The following is a 19,042-nucleotide window of genomic DNA, read 5'->3' as shown; positions in this document are numbered from 1 at the left end:
TTTGTACTAGGTTGGGGTGATCGGGAATGGTATGTGCGGTCTGTGATTTGGGCTTGTGCCAGGCACTCTTGCGCAACCTGGTGCCAGGCACAAAATGCGTTTATGGTGCCTGGCACCGACCGACCCAAACCGATCTATTCATATCTCTTCCTCATCGTGGAAGAAGCAATCCCTAATTGATCGCGGTATTTAGCAATCGTCCTTCTTGATACATCATAGCCTTTATCCAATAAAAGATTGACAATTTTCTGGTCTGATAGTGGTTTCTTCTTGTCTTCTTCATCGATCAGCTTTTGCAGCTCATTTTTCACGCTCGTCGCGGATACCGTTTCGGAGTCCTCAAGCTTGACCGATTTGATGGCTGAGGTGAAGAAGTACTTCAATTCATAAATTCCATAAGGTGTTTGCATATACTTCCCTTTTACAGCCCGGCTTATAGTGGATTCATGAACATCGATTTCATCGGCCACCTGCTTCAAAGTCAAAGGCTGGACGGCTGATGGTCCTTTAAGAAAGAAGGCTTTTTGCTTCTCAGCAAGCATCTTCCCTACTTTCAGGATTGTCTGCTTTCGCTGCCTTAAACTTTGCAGCAGCCACTGGAAGTCCTGCTCCTTTTCCTGAAGATAGGACTGAACTTCCTTATCAGGGTGACGCTCAAGGAAATCTGTGTACTCTTCATTATATGTGACGTTAACGGTTGTGCCATCATACAACGAAACGGCCACGGTATGTCCGTCGATCACCTTCACGACCAGCTCAGGAATAATGAATTCAGCGATATGCTGAGAATATTTTGAGCCGGGTCTCGGATTGCAATGCTGAATGAAGTCAGCCGCCTGTTGGATGTCTTTCAGCTCTACCGAAAGATCCTTGGCGATTGCTTTCCACTTCTTTTCGGCAAAGTTTTGAAAATGATTATCTACAATCCTCGTAACTAGAGGAGGAACATCGGCTTTCCTCTGCAGCTGAAGGGATATGCACTCCTGCAGGGATCTCGCTCCTATACCGGCTGGTTCTAATTCCTGAAGCCTATTAATATAGTTATCTAGTTGAATCACTTCCAAACCATGTTTATGAATGAAGGATTCTTCGTCTACTCTCAAATAACCATTGTCATCCAAGCTGTATATTAATTCTTCCATTATCTTTCTTCCTGAAGAAGTAAGCGATTTCAAATTTAATTGAACAGATAGTGCATCCGCAAGGGACTTCTTTGGCACTGATACATATTCATACCAATCCACCGTGTTTTCGTGATTTCCGGCATTTCGTTTAAACGTATGAGGTTCTCGTTGATGAAGGGGATCTTGCTTTGGCGGTTCTAATTGTATAAGGGGATTCTCTAATTGCTTAGCTTCTAGATAAGCATTCAGTTCCATCGTAGAATATTGGAGGATGGTGATGGCTTGAGAAAGCTGCTGCGTCATTTGAAGTTTCAGTTGTTGATTTTGAAAAAGTCCTGCTTTCAAATTCATGATTCGTAACCTCCCATTCATTTATTCTACAATAAAATTGGTGTTTCGTTAATGGGAATTCGTTGGTAGTTGGTGGGTTTGTACTATATATGTGGCTTTCTCTCATGAAATTCCACAGAGAGAGAGGTAGTTGATTCCCATCCATCACAACAACATTCTTTTTTATTTATAATCAATAGAATAAAAAGCTAATAATGAAAAAGCACCCTGGAGGATGCCTCAATTGAATATCACTATAAGATAGAGGTTCTCCGGAAAGTTGTGTTATTTAGCAGATTTACTTACTAATGAAGAGCGATAGATGCCTTCGGATATTTCTCCCGGTTTAATTCGAGTCTTATTGTAGAGAGAATCAAAGTCCGTAATCTTGTACTCTTCTGCTAGCTTTAGCATTAATTGAGCGCATGCTTTAGCATCATCTGCAGCATGATGGTGATTATCTAATTCGATTCCAAAATAAGTACATATAGATGATAGCTGATAGGCAGGAAGACCCTTTACCATTTTTCTGGACATTTGATATGTGCAGAGAAATTGGTTGTATACGGGCTTCATTTCATAACGAGCTAAATTATCCCTCAAAGCGTATCCATCGAAGGAAAGATTATGAGCAATCATCAACTTATTCTCTATTTTTCCCTTGATAGAATGATAGAAAGCATCGAACGTCATCGCACCTATAACATCTTGAGGTTTAATTCCATGTATTCTAATATTAAAATGATCAAATTTCTCTTCTGGATCGATTAATTGATAAATTGAATCAACAATTTCTCCATTTTCTACAAATACCATTCCGACTGAGCATATACTGTGTCTTGCACGATTAGCCGTTTCAAAATCAAAAGCTACAAAATCTTTCATTCCAAGCCACCATCCCGGTTTTAGATTATTCTTCTTTTCTATACTCTAACTATTCTGGTGCAGGGCGAAACACCTTCTCGCAACTTTCCTATGTATCTAATTCAAAACCGATCCGGCACTTCTTCAAAATAGGTATATTATTGATTATACAATATACTAAAAATACCCTTAATCTCAGGAACGAAAAAAGATGCCTCCACAAATCAAAAATTTGTAGAAACACCTTCATATCACTCTTTCAACTACGCCCTCGGAGGGAATCGAACCCCCATTTTAAGAACCGGAATCTTACGTGCTATCCGTTGCACCACTTTCGGTTCAAAAAGCCGTTAGACCTTGTTGTATCAATAGTTTATGCTTGTTTGATTGTTTTTCATTGCGTATTATACCTAAAAACAATGATACTGAAGCATGCCCATAATTGCAAAAATTAAAAGACCTAACTCTCCTTAAGTCAGGTTTTTGATATTCATTTATTGGCATCTAACCGCTTTAATACATAAGTCATCATTTATTTTGATAACTATAATGATAAACAGTTTGAGAATTACGTAATAATCTAACTCATATTGTTCCTCATCATTAGTATTTGTTCCATGTAAATATTTATTTCGAATATCATGGCCATTAGTGAATTTTGATTTATTTAAATAGTAATCAAGATAATCTTGTTCATTTCTTGAGAATAGAGTGTTTTCAAATTCCACGATATTTCGAGTGTTTAAATCCTCTATTACTTCTTGTATATTTTTAGGATAATGCCAATAACTAATTGTTTCATTATAGTAGAGTTCCATAAGAACATATATAACCCTTTGGTCAACAAACTCTAAGTGGCCAATATCACTTTCACGAATTAAGTTATTATCGAATAACCATTGCATCCTTTTCATTTGATACTCCTGAAAATCAGCTCTAGTTAACTTTTCAGAAGTCACCAAGTTATAGAAATTCTTATATCTCTCTTCCTTACTTGGTAAATAGAATATACTACTCTGGTCAGAAAACAATAAGAATGAAGCTGTTTCATACCAGTCGCTGGAGGAGTATACATATTTTTTTTCATTAAACGACATTATATCTTTATTTTTAAAACTTGAAGACGACATCTGAATTAATTCATGGTCTATCTCCCCATCTTCAATTAAGGTATTATACTGTTTAAAAATCCTATCTATCTCAGGGAGAATAGTTCTGCACTTTTCAAAGTAAGACGCTCCACTCGACGGCATTTTAACAATAAAGTCATTAATTTGAAATTCTTCTTTAAAATACATACAAAAAAACCATTCAATCATTTCTTCTAATCTTACTCCAAAAACATTTAACACATTAAGATAACTATATACCTGAGCATCAGATAAGATTTCTTTATAATAAAATGAGGTTGACTGGAAATATAAGTGATCTGCTTGCGGTCTAATTACTGATTCCAGAGCGCTGCTTTCACTTTTTTTAGAAACTAATTCTAACCTCATCTTTTCATCTACAATGCCAAATAGATAAATAAAATTATTCCAAAGAGTAGGATAATCAATATTTTCTTCAATCCACTTTCGACTAACCTTGACCTCTGTTGTTCCCCCATCCATATTAAATATTATTTCTTCTTCTTGGTTATTAGGATATGAAATCATCACTTCTGATTCAATACCAGTTCCCTCGCTGAAAATTTTTTCTTCTTCTTCTTTAGCTTTCCTCATGGCATGTAATTTGATTTTATCAGGTATACTAATCCCCTTATTTGTTGGAAAGTTAATAATTTTCCTTAATACATTGATATTTACTAGTGGAGAGTTAATATATTCATCAATCAAGCATAAGGTATCAGCTTCACTCAAAGATGGTGGCAAAAATATATCATCTTCCTGGAGAAATTTCGACAAAATGGTCTCTGCATTCCTAGAGTCCGATAATAGCTCATCTTTAACTGCTTCATTATAGTACTCAGTCAACTTCTTAAACTTGAGTACTGTACAGATATGTACATTTTCCTTCTCAATAAATCTCCGGAAATCCTGAATATCTATATTCCGAAATAACTTGAAGCCTTCAAAAATTTCAAGAAAATCATTAGCAGCATCAACGGTAATCTCATTATAAAAATCAAGGAAAAAATCCTTATGAGAGCCCACAAATATACCAATTTTTCGTCTTATTTCTTTTTCAAAAGCTTCTATATCAGTACTTGTTTCTTGAACAATATAGTCCCTAAACCTTTTAATATTTATATATTTCAAGACATTATGGAAGTCTAATATTTCATTAATACTCCAATTAGAATTAATAACGTTATCTTTAATTTTTTCAATTATTTTTTCCAATTCCCAAACACAAATCATATCATACTCAGAATAGAATTTAATACCTGACATATATACTTTCCTCTCTAACATTTTTCCCTAACCGTTTAGGCGTTTCAGGTAACCGTCTCACTTTATACTGTTTAGAAATATTGAATTTTTTATTTTACCTATTTAGATGATTTTAATACTTTCCACTTTGAATAATGAAAGCTGAATAAGAGATTCTCTTTTAAGATAAGAAACTTTTTAGTACTTTTCAATCTTGTCTCTGATTATCAATTAAATTAAAGAATTTCTGAAAAAACATAGAGATAACTTCCAAATAATTCAAACAAAACCCTTTTTGTAAAATGAGTTCCCCACTTGGTTGTTTGATTTTCACTCCCATCTCTTCAATGAATTTTATTTTTTCTGAATACCTACTAGTATCTATTTCTCCTCCATCATGTACTATGATGTTCCTAACTTCCCTATAATAATTCTGAATTAGATTCCATTCGCTAATTTCTCCTGAAAAATCAACACCAAACTTTTTCTCAATTCTTTTAAGATAGATAGAAATTTTACTAGTAGTTTTAATATTTGAGCTATAATCACTTGATGTAATAATTTTCTTTTCATAATAATTAGCAAGATCTTTCAACCCTTTTTCGAAAAGAGAGAAAGAACTAATTAGCATAGAACTCCTGAGCAAGGAAGGGTGTGTCTCTGCTAAAGTCCAATAGTCATCTGACAAGTACTCACCATATTCATCCTTCTGTTCTTCGCTCCATCCGTTCGTTTCTTCTTCAAACCTCTTATTAAACCCATCAATTTCAGATTCTAAAAATTCTTCCATTTTATTCACGTAAACTTTATGATTTTCTATGGAATGTTCTATTAGTATTTGTTGAAAGTTGATTCTTTTAAAGATACTCACAATTGGCCTCCAAAAATAAAATAAGTTAGTAAATAATCTTCACTTTTTAGAAGAGATTTGTAGACGAAAGATTGATACTACGTATTTTAACAAGGAATAAACTAAAGAGGAGACCTCATCAGTCTCCCTCTGTTTTATTGCATTTCTTGTAAAAGTTTTTGCGTTTTAATCTCAGAAGAAACCCAGTATAAAGTCAGTTCAATTAACTGCTTTAAATCGTTAATGTCCTTGTTACCCCATTTACGAACATAATGAGTTTCGTCATTGCCTAACCAGACTGCTCTTATAGCTACATTTTGAACGTTCCGGTCTGTTACATTTTCTTTGATACATTTTCCTAAAAATTTGCCCCCAATCTCTTCTTTATCTTCCTCTCTAAAGGAGATTAGATAATCTTTTATAAGGTACTCTAATGATTTCCTATAACCCATACCCGCTACATGATTGAGTTGACTTTCTTCAGCCTCTTTTGCCTGATTATAAATTACTGAAAACTCGGGTGAAATATCGTTTATTTCCTCCTCAAATTTTCTTTGCATAGGCCTAATTGGAGCCGAGTTTAGAAAATAGAAATCTCTTGAGCCGTTTTTTGCTACACGGTAGTAACTTATAAACAAATGTTGACAGGTTTGTCTAGTACAGTAATAAACAACTTCTAAAGAATCTTGATTTTTAGTTGAGTTGTTAAGAATTACATTCATAATTTTCGGTGAAATTCCGTAATGACAATGAGGACATGTATCAGCTAATCTGTTAATTCTTGCTGGCATGCGTAAACTGGTATCAGTCGTATTGGGTACTACATACTTTATATCAATCATTGAAACCTACACCTTTCCTCTTATTCTTCGTTAAGGTCTTCTACAACTTCCTCTAAAGATTCGTCAACACCTTGAATAACAGGCGTATCATATCCAATTATCAAAACACCTTTCAGTGGAAGTTTTAATCTATCCGTTGAATATAACGCATCAAAAAATTTACACACTTCATCGAAATTATTATTCAATCTATTTTTTGTTCTGTACTCATTAAGAACTGCTATGGTTAAATAGTCGACGTTTTGCATCATACAAGCTTGAAATAGATCCTTTAGAAACTGATTGTTCAATACTCCTCTACCTGCTTCTACTTCAATAACTGATTTATCCTCTTCGTTAAAGGCATCCGCTCGAAATGACTTTTCTAATACATTATTTCTACCAAACAGAACAGGTACTTCAATGAAATTCCCGTCAGTATTATGACTACCTTCCACTTTATAACCAATGCTAATTAGACCACCTCTACATTCCGCTAGAATGTCATTACTTCTATATTTTCTATTCGTATTTAAAATTCTTCTATTCATTTCTGAAAAGACTTGTACTACTTGGGATAGAAAGTCAGGTAATTTATTATTTTTCGGGTAGAACTGATAATTAATCATATATTCCCTCACTATTATATTAAATTAATATTACTTAATAAGCGGATATCTATCTGATTGCGTTGATTAGGAGAAATAATACCTTCTAAACATAGAGGTGGTCTTCTATTTCTTATTTTTGCTCTCCTTTTAACAACATCTATGTTAAAGAATTGATACATAACAGCTATTATAGCCTCGTGATATCTATCTATCGGTAGTCTAACTCCTCTTTTCCCTTTACTACGAGGATAATTTATGTCTTCTTGTCCTATTAACCAATAGATTATCTCTACAAATTCATATTCATTATAATTTATACCATTTAAAATTATGTTGAAATTCGGGACCACTCTGGCATTTAATCCATAATTTAAGATATCCAGTAGAACATCACTAAGTTCTATAGCTTTTTTCAATCTCATATTAACAGGGAATGATAGAATATATCTCTCAATATCATTAATTATGTCTCCGTGTGACAAACTGGTTCCATTCAAGCTAAATCTGTAATCACCAATACTTTTATAAGTGGGATATTCTAAAATGAGATTATGTACATTACAAGGCGGTTGATAGACTAAAGAATAATCATTGACAGGGCCATTAATATTGGCATAATTTTTTTTCATTGTGTGGATTACTAGAGTGTAAGGCATGGTCCAGCTCCCTTCTAAAATATCACTTCAGTTCCAGTACTTAAATACTATCATAAATCCATTTTTTTACACAAAAAAATATCATATTAATCATAATAATGGAAACTAAAAATGCCCTGCATCAATTTGCAGGACATTTCATATAATTCATTGAATTTTGCCTCAAAAACCACAATAATTTACAATATAACCTTTCACAAATAAATCATCGTACCCAAACCTACACATAGATATAACAATTTTGCTAAAATCTAATTTTTCTTCTTTGGAACAGAACGATCTCTTTTTATGTGTGCTGCAACAAGGAATGAAACAGGATACTATTTCCCACAAATCCAGCAGTATTCGATTGCTTTATTTCTAAAAAGGGTTTTCGGCTTCCCTTGAACATCTAGAACATCTAAATCAAAACCTTCAATACCAGCCCTATATTCGGCCTCTGTTACTGGCGGTTGACCAGTCTTTCTAAGTAACTCCTCTTTAGTGATTTTTATCATAAACCTCCATGGACATTAGGAACCATCTTCTCTAATGTAGAAAGTTCTTTGGTCCAGAAATTTCTAATCACTTATTCATATCCCATTTTACTTTTGACGGTTTCGACAGGGTGATAATTTTTAAAAGCATTGACAATATCGTTTCTTCCAATATTTCTTAAATAGGATAGAGATGGAAATTTGCCGATATCACAGCAAATAGGTTCTAACTCACTTATAATATTACTAATATCTGACCAAAAACCAATTGGTTTTCGAACTTTATATAATACATTCATCCTTTCTGCTACCCACCTTGTGGAAGGATAATGGGAAGTTATAGCTGACGATATATCCGTTCTACCCATCTCTTTTAATTCAGTGTGCGTTGGGAAACAGTTGAGCTGCTCGCAAATCGGCCTTAATTCACTTTCAAGGTTATCGAAGTTTTTCCAATAACCTCTTCCTTTAGTGTAGTTATAGTAGTCCAAATATCCAATGTCATCTTCATCAAATTGATAATTGACTGTTTGCTTACTATTGACATTAATAAATGACATGAGATTGTTCATTTCCTTTTTAAATCCCTTACTAGATTTAAAGGTGCTAGGAAAAATCTCATATAAGACATATTCCTTTGATAATAAATAAGCTTTTCTCTTTTTAAGATATCTTTTTATATAAGCACTATGTAATTCTGTATCCCTAGGATCTCTATAATCAGCCATTAAGACTTCTATTAGGATATTCCCTATAATAAAGTCAGGGACTGCTGTTATACTTCCAATCTTTATTTCTTCATCTCTTAAGTGATGGACCTTATTTTTAAATAAGGTATTATCAACTAGCCTTTCCCATCCCGAGTCACAAAAATGCCCATCTTCCGCTAAGATATACCTTTTTGATAAGTGATAACCCATTGTCTGAGAAAATTTTTTAAATCCTCCATGATAGTTCTTCACATAATAAACTAAATGCCTTTTATCCATTACAATTAATTCTTGAGAAGTTGGAAAATATCCTAGTCCATTAATAAGCAACTGAAATTCCTTCTTTATATTTTCCTCATCTTTTAAATGTTCATTTTTCGAATGAAAAGTTTCATATTTGAAACCAAACTTTTCAGCAAACTCCTTCATACCACCATGATAATTTCTAATTGCAACAGTTAATTCGGTCCTTCCAATTCTTTCAAAGTATGTCCTAGTTGGTAAGAATCCACCATTCTCTTCAACTATCGTTTTAATTTCAGATAAAAGTTTATCCTCATTCCTATATAATGGATATCGCTCTTCGGATAACCCCATATCTAAGTCTTTTCTTAATTTTTTCATCCCTCCATATACTTCACTTACAGCATAGATAAATGATTCGTATCCTAATTCATTCAACTCGTCTGTAGGAGGTAATTCTCCATGCCTCTCAAAAATATTATAAGCTTCTTTAACAATATTACTTACTTCCAGCCAGTAACCTTTTTTTTCCTTAAAATTTATTTCATATCCTAACCTTAATGCCGTTTCATACTTATCATGATACTTTTGAAACACATTAAGAATATCACTACGACCTCGTGAGACCAATTCTTCATGGGATGGGAAATGACCAATTTCTTCACATATAGGTAATAATTCTTTCTTCAGGTTGTCAAAATCCTCCCAGTATCCACGTTCCTTTCTCACCTCATACTTATAACCCGTTTTCTCGGCTACAGTTTGAGAAGAATGGTGCTTTTGTAGGGCGTTAACAATATCGTTTCTTCCTCTGCTAATTAATTCAGTTGTATTGGGGAAAAAGCCCAACTCCTCACATATAGGAAGAACCTCTTTTTTTATATTGTTAATATCCTTCCAAAACCCCCTTGTTTCTTTAGGATTATAAGTAAAACCCAATTCTTTCATAACTGTTTCTTTTGAATGATGACGATCGATAGCATTTAGAATATCGTTTCTTTTATTTTCCCTTAAGTATTTATAGCTAGGAAATTCACCTAACAATTCACATATAGGCTTTAGCTCTTTAACTACTTTTTGGATATCCTTCCAGTAACCTGCAGGTTTGGGCATTTTATCACTCCATAGATAAGAATAAAGGGTAACCTTCTTCTCGTTTTTTCACCTCTTTTGTTTGAGTTTTTTTAGGAGCTTTAGTCTACTTATATCCTCCTTTAACAAAACCTCGTACAATTAGTTTCAAAACTAATAAAACCGATATTTCATTAAGCGGTTTATCAAAAATTTCCTGATGTGTGCGTAAACCTACTATGTACTAACTGACTTTATATAGAGGCATAATAAGTGGAAAATCCCCCCCCCTCATTATGGTCTACTAAATGGTGGCCAAACTTTCACCTTTTGATAAAACATTATATTTAGTAACCTTATTGATTAATAGAATTAAAACTTTAACCAGGTCAACCATTTAGAATCCAACATCGTAATATTGTTTAGGCTGATTGAGGAAGCACATGAGTTTCAATGATATTTAATTGTAATTCTATTTTATCAAGTCTTTAAGTTGGTCAATAGTTAATATTTCAGCTTTCCTCCTGTGTATCATTCTATGACAATTTGCACATAACGGAACTAGATCTGTTGCAGGATTAATTACAACCGCTTCTTGAAGTGTACTTAATGGCTTGATATGGTGAATTTCTATAAAATCTCTTCCCCGCTCTCCATATACTTCCTCAAAATTAAAACTGCACACCCAACAATTTAACCCATGTATTTCAATTGCTTTTTTTCTATTTTTGGGGTCACGTTCATACTTATTTACGAAGTATGACTTCTTTGTCCCTTCTACATAATTACCTTCTTCTATCTCTTGAGCTTCAATATCTGAAATAACAGTCTCATACAATCTTGATGTCTTTGCTTGTACTTTTAATAACCGAACAACATCTGCATACCTTTCTCCTTTACTATTAAGTATTTCTATTACTTCATCTATTGACTGTCCTTCGAAAAATCCTCTATAATCCGCTTTTAAACCTAAATAGTAAAGGATATTGGCTGAATTACGGCCATTAGTATTACCATTCGCCCCAAGTACATTTATATCCATCCACCTATGCATTTTGTTGTTGAATAAGTGTTCATATATAACTTGTGCTTTCAACTCATCTGAATAAAAGTTATATTCACGATCTCGATTATTAGGTTTCAAAGGTGGTAAAATCCTATTTTTCATCAAATCTCCCCTAACGCAATTTGAAAGAGTTAAACAAATAAAAACTTAAAGATTTATTTTTAAATAATGCTCATTCTTTCTTCTTATGAGTGTTCTTTTTGTAATTCCTGTCATTGCTTCTACCTCCTTATAAGTATGAGTCTCAAGGAGTTTCAAAGCATGCTCAACTTGTTTCTTTGTATGCTTTCGAGGTCTCCCCTCTCGGAAATCATCTTTCATCCTTGCAAGTGCCTTCCCTTCTTGTGTTCGTTCTACAATTAGATTTCGTTCCATTTCAGCAACTGCAAAAAGGGTTTGAAGGAAGAAGCGACCCATAGTGGTATTTTCCAGCAGTCCTACATTTAGAACATGGACCTTTATCCCAATCCCAAAAAGGTACTCTATCACCTGAATCCCTTCTTTCGTATTTCTAGCTAAACGGTCAAGCTTCGTCACTACCAAGGTGTCCCCAACTTGAAGTACACCGAGTAATTTTCTAAACTGGGGTCTATCGGTTTTTGTACCTGTGAACTTCTCTTCATAGATGACTTCGCACCCTTCTCTTTTTAATTCCTCATTTTGTACAGTTAAATCTTGTGCCATAGTGGACACCCGTGCATAGCCATATTTCATTGTATTTTCTCCTATTATTTATGTCACTAATTTTTGTCACCATCTAACACCTTGATTTTACTGAGTATGGAAATGTGTGTCAATACCCTTAAGTTTTGTCACCAAAATTAAGATTTATAGTATTTTGTATTCTTTGGATTTTTACACTTATAAAAATTTACTTTACTAGTCTTAAAAACAATGAGAAAATTTTACAATAATCAGTTATAGGAATATTTAGCAATTTTTTAAGATTCATTTTCCGTTACTAAATGAACATACAACAGATTAGTAGTGGTAATTTTAGGAGGAGATTTAGTGATAGTTAAAAGAGGAGATATATATTTTGCTGATTTGTCACCAGTTGTAGGTAGCGAACAAGGCGGGGTTAGACCAGTAATGGTAATTCAGAACGATATCGGAAACCGCTTTTCTCCTACTGTAATAGTAGCTGCAATCACCGCACAGATTAGAGAACCGAAACTTCCAACACACATAAAACTAACTGCCAATAAATTCAGTTTACCAAAAGACTCCATTCTTCTCCTTGAACAAATTCGTACTATTGATAAAATGCGGTTAAGCGAAAAAATCAGTAGCGCTTCTGAGGATTCAGAAATCATGAATCAAATAACGGAAGCTTATATGATTTCAGGGGGCGCTATTCCATTTACAGAAAAGAATCATGAATCCTCTAAAAAAGGATACTTATATACACTAAATCAAACTCTCAATATTCTTGAGGATACAGAGTACGAACTAAAAGAAATAAGAGGTAGAAATCCAAAGAATTCTATTAGTAGTAATGTAGCTGAATATGCAACTGCTTTTCTGAATACACAAGGTGGTCGTATTCTATACGGAGTTACTGATGATAGTACAGTAAAGGGTTTTAAGGCAAGCAGTCAACAAATTGATGAAATCCAGAGAGTGGTTTTTGATTCTCTTCGTACAATTGAACCGACACTTTCAGCAGACCATTATCAGCTTGAATTCCATCAAATTTACAACAATGAGTCAGAACCCATTGAGGATCTACGTGTTTTAGAAGTTGTTGTTCCTCCAAGTAGAGATAAAAAAGCGGTTTATTTCAATAAAGGAAAAGAACTTCATATAAGAGTAAGAGGTGTAAAACATCATTTAAAAGGTACGGAAATAGTTTCGTTTATACAAAATAAATCTACTGAATAGTAAAAAACAAAAAATCAAGATATCCATGCTTTTTAACTATCATGGATGTCTTGATTTTTTGTTTTTAATAACTCTTCTCTTCTTGTGCAGATGATTGTTGTTTTCGTTTTTCAAGTATTTTAAAATCAGTTTAATAATCCATAGTTTTTTGCTAATTTCCAAATGGCTCCACGTGACGTATTGTAAATGTCAGCGATTTCTTGAAATCCTTTACCGTCTACAATATAGTGTTGTTGTAACTCTTTTTTTGAAATTAAATCCTTTAATTTCGGTTTTCGAATTTTTATCTTTTGCCCCACCAATGCATCTGAACAATTGTACAAAACAGCAATTTCTTTCAGGGTTTTCCCTTCAAGGTATAACCGTTCCATCTCCTTAATAATTTCATGAGAATTTAAATCTTCTCTAAAATTTTTGTTTTTTACTTCCACATCATTTTCCACTAAATACTTTCGAATCGTAATTTCACTATTACCAGTAATATTAGAAATTTCTTTTAAAGAAAGTCCTTCTTTATATAACTTGGTGAGCAGTTTTGTATCAATTTTCTTCTCAAAAGAAATACCCTTTAATGTTAGTCTTTTTCGAATTGTGCTATCAGAACAATTAAACATCGAACTTATATCTAGAACTGATGCACCAAAATTATACAGTTCTAATAATATATCATTATCCAATTCTCCAAACCTATTATATTGGGTAGGAAAATCTATACCCAACTCCTCTAATCGGAGTCTTTCAGTATTCAATTTAGCTATTTCATCAAATGGAACACCTTGCTTAAATAACGATAATACTATATGACTGTTAATTGTTCGTAAAGTAGAGCTATTGACGACACTAAAACCTGCTTCTTTCAGTTTAATGCTAATTTTCCTGCTGGAGGAGTTAAAATGTTTTGCTATAGATTTTATGCTCATACCCAACTCACAATACATATGAGTAACTTCTTCAAGCATAATGTCATTTCTTCTATGGTTAATTGACACATCGTTTATGCCATGTTTCTTTAATATTTTTGTGATTGTCTGATGAGAAGCTGAGAAGTATTTTGCAATTTCACTAATTCTTTTCCCTTCCTCAAACATGTCCAGAATCTCTGTTGGGGATAACTCGTCTCTGAGTAGTTTATTTTTTATCTGAATACCATTATCACGTAATATAGATGTAATTCTTCTTGCGGAAGAATTAACCTTAGCAGCAATTTTTTTAACCGATTCTCCTTCATGGTAGGAGCTTATGATAAAATCAAGATACTTTTCCTCAAAATCCTCTATTAATCTGAATTTCAATGCATATTCTCTTACATTCTCAGAGTAACAAGGAAATCTCTGACTATGAAATTCCTTAGAAATTTGAGATATAAAATCAACTTCACCCATCTTTTTACTTAACCAGTCTTTATCTTGATACGCAAATATCAAGTTTTCTTTCTTCATAAAAGTAATAATTCTATATGGCAGAACTTTAATCTTTAAACCCATTTCACTTACGGACATTTTCAAATGGTTATCTCTAACAAAACTCCGCCACTGCTTCTCAAGTATATCGTAATTTACAATTTTAACTGGATTATCCGTATGTACATTATGATGACAACCATCACATAGCGTCACCAGATTTTCTAAATCAGTTAGCCGTATATCATTTTCACATGTTTCTACGAAATTAAGGCGAGAAGATTCGTCTAACAAATCAATTTCGGGATTCTCCTCTAGTATCTCTTTCAATATTTCAGAAAAAGGCTTTAAATGATGAGCATGTAAATCCCTTGGTTTCCCACAGTTCACACATGAGTAACCATCACGCTTGAAACATTTATCTGATAAATAAGCTAGGCGATTTCGAATCAAACCACTTACTTTTGTAACCCCGCCTTTCCAACGAGGATGTTCTTCATTTTTTTTACCCCATTTTTCCTTTCTTTCTTGGGTTGTAAATGAAGGATCTCCTGCATTTTTTCTTACAGGAATCCCAAATATATATAAGCGTTTAATTACAAGATTATTACTGCAGCCAATCTTTTTAGCAATTGTTCTAGAGGACAACTTTTGGTCTACATATAGTTTTTTTAGTAACTTTTCATTCAATTCTGGGTAAGTATTGGCCTTTCTTTTTTCCACCCCTAAAATTTCTAGAGCATTCAGAACGTTTCTTTTAGTTGTACTCATTATTTTTGCAATTTCAGAAGAACTCTTTTTTTCTACGCAATACAAATGAGTTAACTCCTTTTCATCCAAATAAGAGTTACCCACTTTCACCATTTGTTATCACCTTCATTCTATTTATTGATACATCTTATAATTATAGCGCTAAAAACCTATACCGTTATGCCCGAATCCACCACAAATAAAATAGAATCGTTCTAAAAGAACAACCGAGTATATATTTTTTTGGTTTCAGCTATTTGTTGTGGGATAAATAGTAATTTACTTATAAAATATGCAGTAAAGAACTATAATTAGAAGAGATTATATCTTGGATTATCTCCGTATAAAACGGAAACCCTTACAAATAAATCTCTCATCTCTCCTTGCATCAAAGCTCCTCCTTGACTCCTATACGGCTGAAAATAAGTGTTTTTCAAGGTGATGTCATAATTACTATATCCGCCTGCAAATCTGGTGTAGACCTAAATTTTTTTGCCTTGTCCCATTGCCAATTGGGAATTGATTCTACACTTCTGTTTGTAAAAACAATATTTGCAAACCGCATTAGCATATCCCTTGGCTTAGCAGCTCTCTTTATTGAAAATGCAGCAAAAGCCTGAAAATTTTCGTCACCCCAGTTTATTTCTTGTTCAAACATCATAACCATCAATTCTTCCAAAGCAAGTTGTTCATCTGGATAACTGGCAACAGATCTAGGAGGATAAAATCCAGTCCAAACATTAACACAATTATTCAGTGATGAATGTCTAAGCAAATCTTTAAACATCATGAAATGGGTTTTATTTGTTGATTTATCTACTTGAACTTTCAAGTCAAATAATCCTCTTTTAGTCTTACCCTTTTCTACTTCTTGGTAGCCATTAAACCGCTATAGCTTCTTTGGTACACAAAACCTAACTGTATTCTGACTGAGGATAAACAAACATTTATAGCTCCTCTCCTTTCCAAATTATTCTAATAGACATTTTACAGTACCCCAACTTTAATTAATAGGTCCAATGTACTGGTGCATTTGAATTTCACGAGTCCCCACCTACATACAAATGCGCCTCCATGGTACGTACCATTAAGATTTCACGCAGAGATTTATACAAAAAAAGAGTCTCATTAAGAGACCCCAATAAAAATATTATTTTATTCATACCCTTTTACAATAATCAATTCTTAAGATTTTTTATCTTAGTAATCAACTTTAGATATTCTTTCTTATATATTAGGTGGATTGATTTTTATATTATCTGTACATCGAAAGTATTGTAATAACACTTCCCACATTGGCGCATATTGCTTTAAAGTTTTTAATGATTTAACCCTATCCGAATCAGATCTGTTAGTCGTATTTTTCTCACGTTCCTTCGACAGCTTCAATGAACGCTCGCTATGTTTATCTTTATACACTCTTACCATCGAATAAGCTGATGCCTCTGTTAAACCAAATGTAAAGTCTAATTCTCCATTCTGTTTTAACCTTTCAAGGTATTCATTGACCCCTAAATCACTATCCTGAATAACACAGAAGTGTGCGTCATAGTAATATTTAAGACCCAACTCTTGCTGTAATCTTTTAGCAAATTCATCCCTAAAAGCCTTAACCTCTTTCATTCTGGTCATAAATAAATCTCTTCCTGTAAGAGCATAAGCATTAAGTAATGTACGTCTAAGACTTGCGATTTCCTTAATTTCCTTTTGTTTTAGCTCCCTATGATTATTATGAAGAGTGCATCCCCATACTTCTTTTTGATGTATAATCACTTTTGCCTTAACTAATTTGTTAAAAACTGAGACAAGGTTACTTTTCAAGCTTTTTAATGATACCTGTATGAATTCATCCAGCATTTCAATATCGTTATCCGCCTTATTATATTCTTTATGCACCTTTCCGAACTCCTTCTGAACATCTTCTAGATGTCCAATCCGAGAACCATACAATGCACCAATCAGCTTCCTATCAACTATTTCTAATTCAGTAAGCCACATGTTCAAACTCATTGGTTTCACCTTATTGTCCTTCTGAATTAGATAATTGACAACGAGTGAATTTAATTCAAACTCACCTACTAATTGACCTTGACCATTTTTAGACCTGTTATCAACTCGTTCAAGTTTTTTTTGACGTTTTCCATAGCAGGTGATAATTCGTTTGGAACCCCTACCTTCAACCGTAAAAGATTCCCACTCAGTATAGACAGTTTTGCAAAGAAGGATAAACTCCTTTCCTGAAAGGTTGCCCTTTTTCTTTAATGACTCCTTCTGAGCTTTACTCCCATACTTCTTTACCAATTCTACTAATGTAAAAGTATTCATCATTGTTTTCCCTTTTCTAATGGCTAAGATTTGCTGTTTTTTGCAGCCATCTAGTTCACTCCCTTTCTTCAAAAACTATATCTAAATCGTCACTTTAATCATATTTTCATTGCTTTTATAGACTACTAATTTCTGTACCAAATCGACCTCATAAAAATAATAAATATTAATACCTCGATTAGGTACAGTTTTCCATCTATGATATATCATGTTTTATCTAATACTCCAATGTATAAAAGGCTTCAATAATTCAAAGATGACTATCATATTTGTAACTCTATTTATTATCAATCAAGAGTTACGGGCTTGAGCGCCCCGTCACTCGCTACGCTCATTCCTCCTAGCCCAGTTCCCTCCCTCGGAAAACCGCCGAGGAAGGCAACTTATTACAATCTTTCACTAATATCAACTATATGTTGACACAATTCTGGTGGAATTTTAGACCTGTTAACAGACCCTTTCATCCCTTGCGTTCCTGTTCTTGACCCCCTCGGTGCAGCTTCATGGCAAGGCATACCATTCTTACACATTGGCTTGAATTCAGGATTAGAGTGGTTAGTCCATATGTCAGTTGGTTTCATTCTTAAATCCCCGTACTGACAGTAGGTGACTGTAAACCTAGGCAATCCTTTGATAAAATTCATCTTTCTCATACCTCCACGAGGATTTTCAATAAAGTAATATCTTGGTTGTAATTCTTCAATTAAATTAAGGACATGCATATTGACCTTATCGCAAAACTTGGCATACTCACTCTTTGGTGCGAGGTTACCATCGTCTTCTTTTGTCCTATGATGAGAAATGCCTGCAATTGAATATGAAGTACAATCTGGACTGGCCCAAATAATGTCCACCTTACCAAACTGCTCATGAATTTGCTCAGTAGTTACTGTTAAAACATCAGCGTATAAATCGATATTATCATGCTGACGATCCCACTCAATTGAGTAAACTTTGTGACCACCCTTTTCAAATGCTTTACCAATACTTCTTGTCCCAGCGAATAATTCTAATACTTTTAATTGTTTCAATGTAAATATTCCTTATCTTTGGCAGAATGATGCTACAGCAACTATGACTTGCCAAGGTCATATGGTTCACTCCCCTTTCATATGGTAATAATTAGCACCCTAATGCTTTCCTTCACTCTTTTTAATCAATAACCCCAACCTTTTAAAATGTTTTCAGCAGAAGAAACTTTAAATAGACCTTTAGACTTGCCACAGAAAACACAAAAAGGAGAGAATTTAAATACAATCTCCTTATAGAAAGCACACTTACCCCTAAAAACTTAAGTTAACTCATACTCAACAAACGTACACCAATTAAAATGAACGTTTAAGTTTTTATAGGATATGTGTGCCTCCTAATGAGGCGGTCGCATTTAAAATTCTCTCCTTATAGTAAATTTAAAATTATTATTTTATATTAATTATATCAACCTAATAATTATACCAGATTCAGCAAACGAATTCAACTGTTTTCT

Annotated in this window: 16 protein-coding genes and 1 pseudogene; 2 read left to right on the top strand and 15 right to left on the bottom strand. The window is 33.6% G+C overall.

The window, feature by feature from the left end; translation table 11 throughout:
- Positions 1-134 precede the first annotated feature (134 nt).
- The 11 genes from rpoN to ACIFOD_RS08805 all read right to left on the bottom strand — a co-directional run bounded on the left by rpoN (position 135) and on the right by ACIFOD_RS08805 (position 11,911).
- Complete coding sequence (gene rpoN, locus ACIFOD_RS08855; protein ID WP_430314327.1) at positions 135-1,475, bottom strand: RNA polymerase factor sigma-54; 1,341 nt, start codon at positions 1,473-1,475, stop codon at positions 135-137.
- 264 nt (positions 1,476-1,739) lie between these two features.
- Entirely contained in the window at positions 1,740-2,339 is a 600-nt protein-coding gene (locus ACIFOD_RS08850) for a 3'-5' exonuclease (RefSeq protein WP_397552781.1), read from the bottom strand.
- A 473-nt stretch (positions 2,340-2,812) separates the two neighbouring features.
- Positions 2,813-4,714, bottom strand: a complete 1,902-nt coding sequence (locus ACIFOD_RS08845; RefSeq protein WP_430314326.1) for a hypothetical protein — start codon at positions 4,712-4,714, stop codon at positions 2,813-2,815.
- A 187-nt stretch (positions 4,715-4,901) separates the two neighbouring features.
- Positions 4,902-5,564 (bottom strand): hypothetical protein, encoded by a 663-nt coding sequence (locus ACIFOD_RS08840; RefSeq protein WP_430314325.1) that lies wholly within the window; start codon positions 5,562-5,564, stop codon positions 4,902-4,904.
- 134 nt (positions 5,565-5,698) lie between these two features.
- Positions 5,699-6,385 (bottom strand): hypothetical protein, encoded by a 687-nt coding sequence (locus ACIFOD_RS08835; protein WP_430314324.1) that lies wholly within the window; start codon positions 6,383-6,385, stop codon positions 5,699-5,701.
- Between the two features lie 20 nt (positions 6,386-6,405).
- Positions 6,406-6,993 carry a hypothetical protein gene (locus tag ACIFOD_RS08830; RefSeq protein WP_430314323.1) on the bottom strand — a complete coding sequence of 196 codons (588 nt, stop codon included), beginning with the start codon at positions 6,991-6,993 and terminating at the stop codon, positions 6,406-6,408.
- A 14-nt stretch (positions 6,994-7,007) separates the two neighbouring features.
- Positions 7,008-7,604, bottom strand: a complete 597-nt coding sequence (locus ACIFOD_RS08825) for a hypothetical protein (protein WP_430314322.1) — start codon at positions 7,602-7,604, stop codon at positions 7,008-7,010.
- Between the two features lie 347 nt (positions 7,605-7,951).
- Positions 7,952-8,128, bottom strand: a complete 177-nt coding sequence (locus ACIFOD_RS08820) for a hypothetical protein (RefSeq protein WP_430314321.1) — start codon at positions 8,126-8,128, stop codon at positions 7,952-7,954.
- 71 nt (positions 8,129-8,199) lie between these two features.
- Positions 8,200-10,173: a hypothetical protein gene (locus ACIFOD_RS08815; RefSeq protein ID WP_430314320.1), complete on the bottom strand. Its 1,974-nt coding sequence runs from the start codon at positions 10,171-10,173 to the stop codon at positions 8,200-8,202.
- A 430-nt stretch (positions 10,174-10,603) separates the two neighbouring features.
- The gene (locus ACIFOD_RS08810) at positions 10,604-11,299 is read right to left on the bottom strand and encodes an HNH endonuclease (RefSeq protein ID WP_430314319.1); all 696 of its coding nucleotides are present in this window, start codon (positions 11,297-11,299) and stop codon (positions 10,604-10,606) included.
- 45 nt (positions 11,300-11,344) lie between these two features.
- The gene (locus tag ACIFOD_RS08805; protein WP_430314318.1) at positions 11,345-11,911 is read right to left on the bottom strand and encodes a recombinase family protein; all 567 of its coding nucleotides are present in this window, start codon (positions 11,909-11,911) and stop codon (positions 11,345-11,347) included.
- Positions 11,912-12,208: 297 nt separating this feature from the next.
- On the opposite strand from ACIFOD_RS08805, the pseudogene ACIFOD_RS08800 reads away from it, so the two are divergent.
- Positions 12,209-12,562: pseudogene (locus ACIFOD_RS08800) on the top strand (type II toxin-antitoxin system PemK/MazF family toxin); the annotation flags it as partial.
- Positions 12,536-13,081, top strand: a complete 546-nt coding sequence (locus tag ACIFOD_RS08795; protein ID WP_430314408.1) for an ATP-binding protein — start codon at positions 12,536-12,538, stop codon at positions 13,079-13,081. The pseudogene ACIFOD_RS08800 and the gene ACIFOD_RS08795, both read left to right, overlap by 27 nt.
- A gap of 125 nt (positions 13,082-13,206) precedes the next feature.
- Here the strand turns inward: ACIFOD_RS08795 and ACIFOD_RS08790 are convergent, their stop codons facing one another.
- The 4 genes from ACIFOD_RS08790 to ACIFOD_RS08775 all read right to left on the bottom strand — a co-directional run bounded on the left by ACIFOD_RS08790 (position 13,207) and on the right by ACIFOD_RS08775 (position 18,587).
- Positions 13,207-15,345 (bottom strand): HNH endonuclease, encoded by a 2,139-nt coding sequence (locus ACIFOD_RS08790; protein WP_430314317.1) that lies wholly within the window; start codon positions 15,343-15,345, stop codon positions 13,207-13,209.
- A 319-nt stretch (positions 15,346-15,664) separates the two neighbouring features.
- Entirely contained in the window at positions 15,665-16,063 is a 399-nt protein-coding gene (locus ACIFOD_RS08785; RefSeq protein WP_430314316.1) for a hypothetical protein, read from the bottom strand.
- Between the two features lie 395 nt (positions 16,064-16,458).
- Entirely contained in the window at positions 16,459-17,628 is a 1,170-nt protein-coding gene (locus tag ACIFOD_RS08780; RefSeq protein WP_430314315.1) for a hypothetical protein, read from the bottom strand.
- Positions 17,629-17,942: 314 nt separating this feature from the next.
- Positions 17,943-18,587: a DNA cytosine methyltransferase gene (locus ACIFOD_RS08775; RefSeq protein WP_430314314.1), complete on the bottom strand. Its 645-nt coding sequence runs from the start codon at positions 18,585-18,587 to the stop codon at positions 17,943-17,945.
- Positions 18,588-19,042: the final 455 nt, after the last annotated feature.

Source organism: Rossellomorea sp. NRS-1567, from assembly GCF_050467885.1.
Lineage (GTDB): Bacteria > Bacillota > Bacilli > Bacillales > Bacillaceae_B > Rossellomorea > Rossellomorea aquimaris_C.
This window is presented reverse-complemented; position numbering and strand designations above follow the sequence as displayed.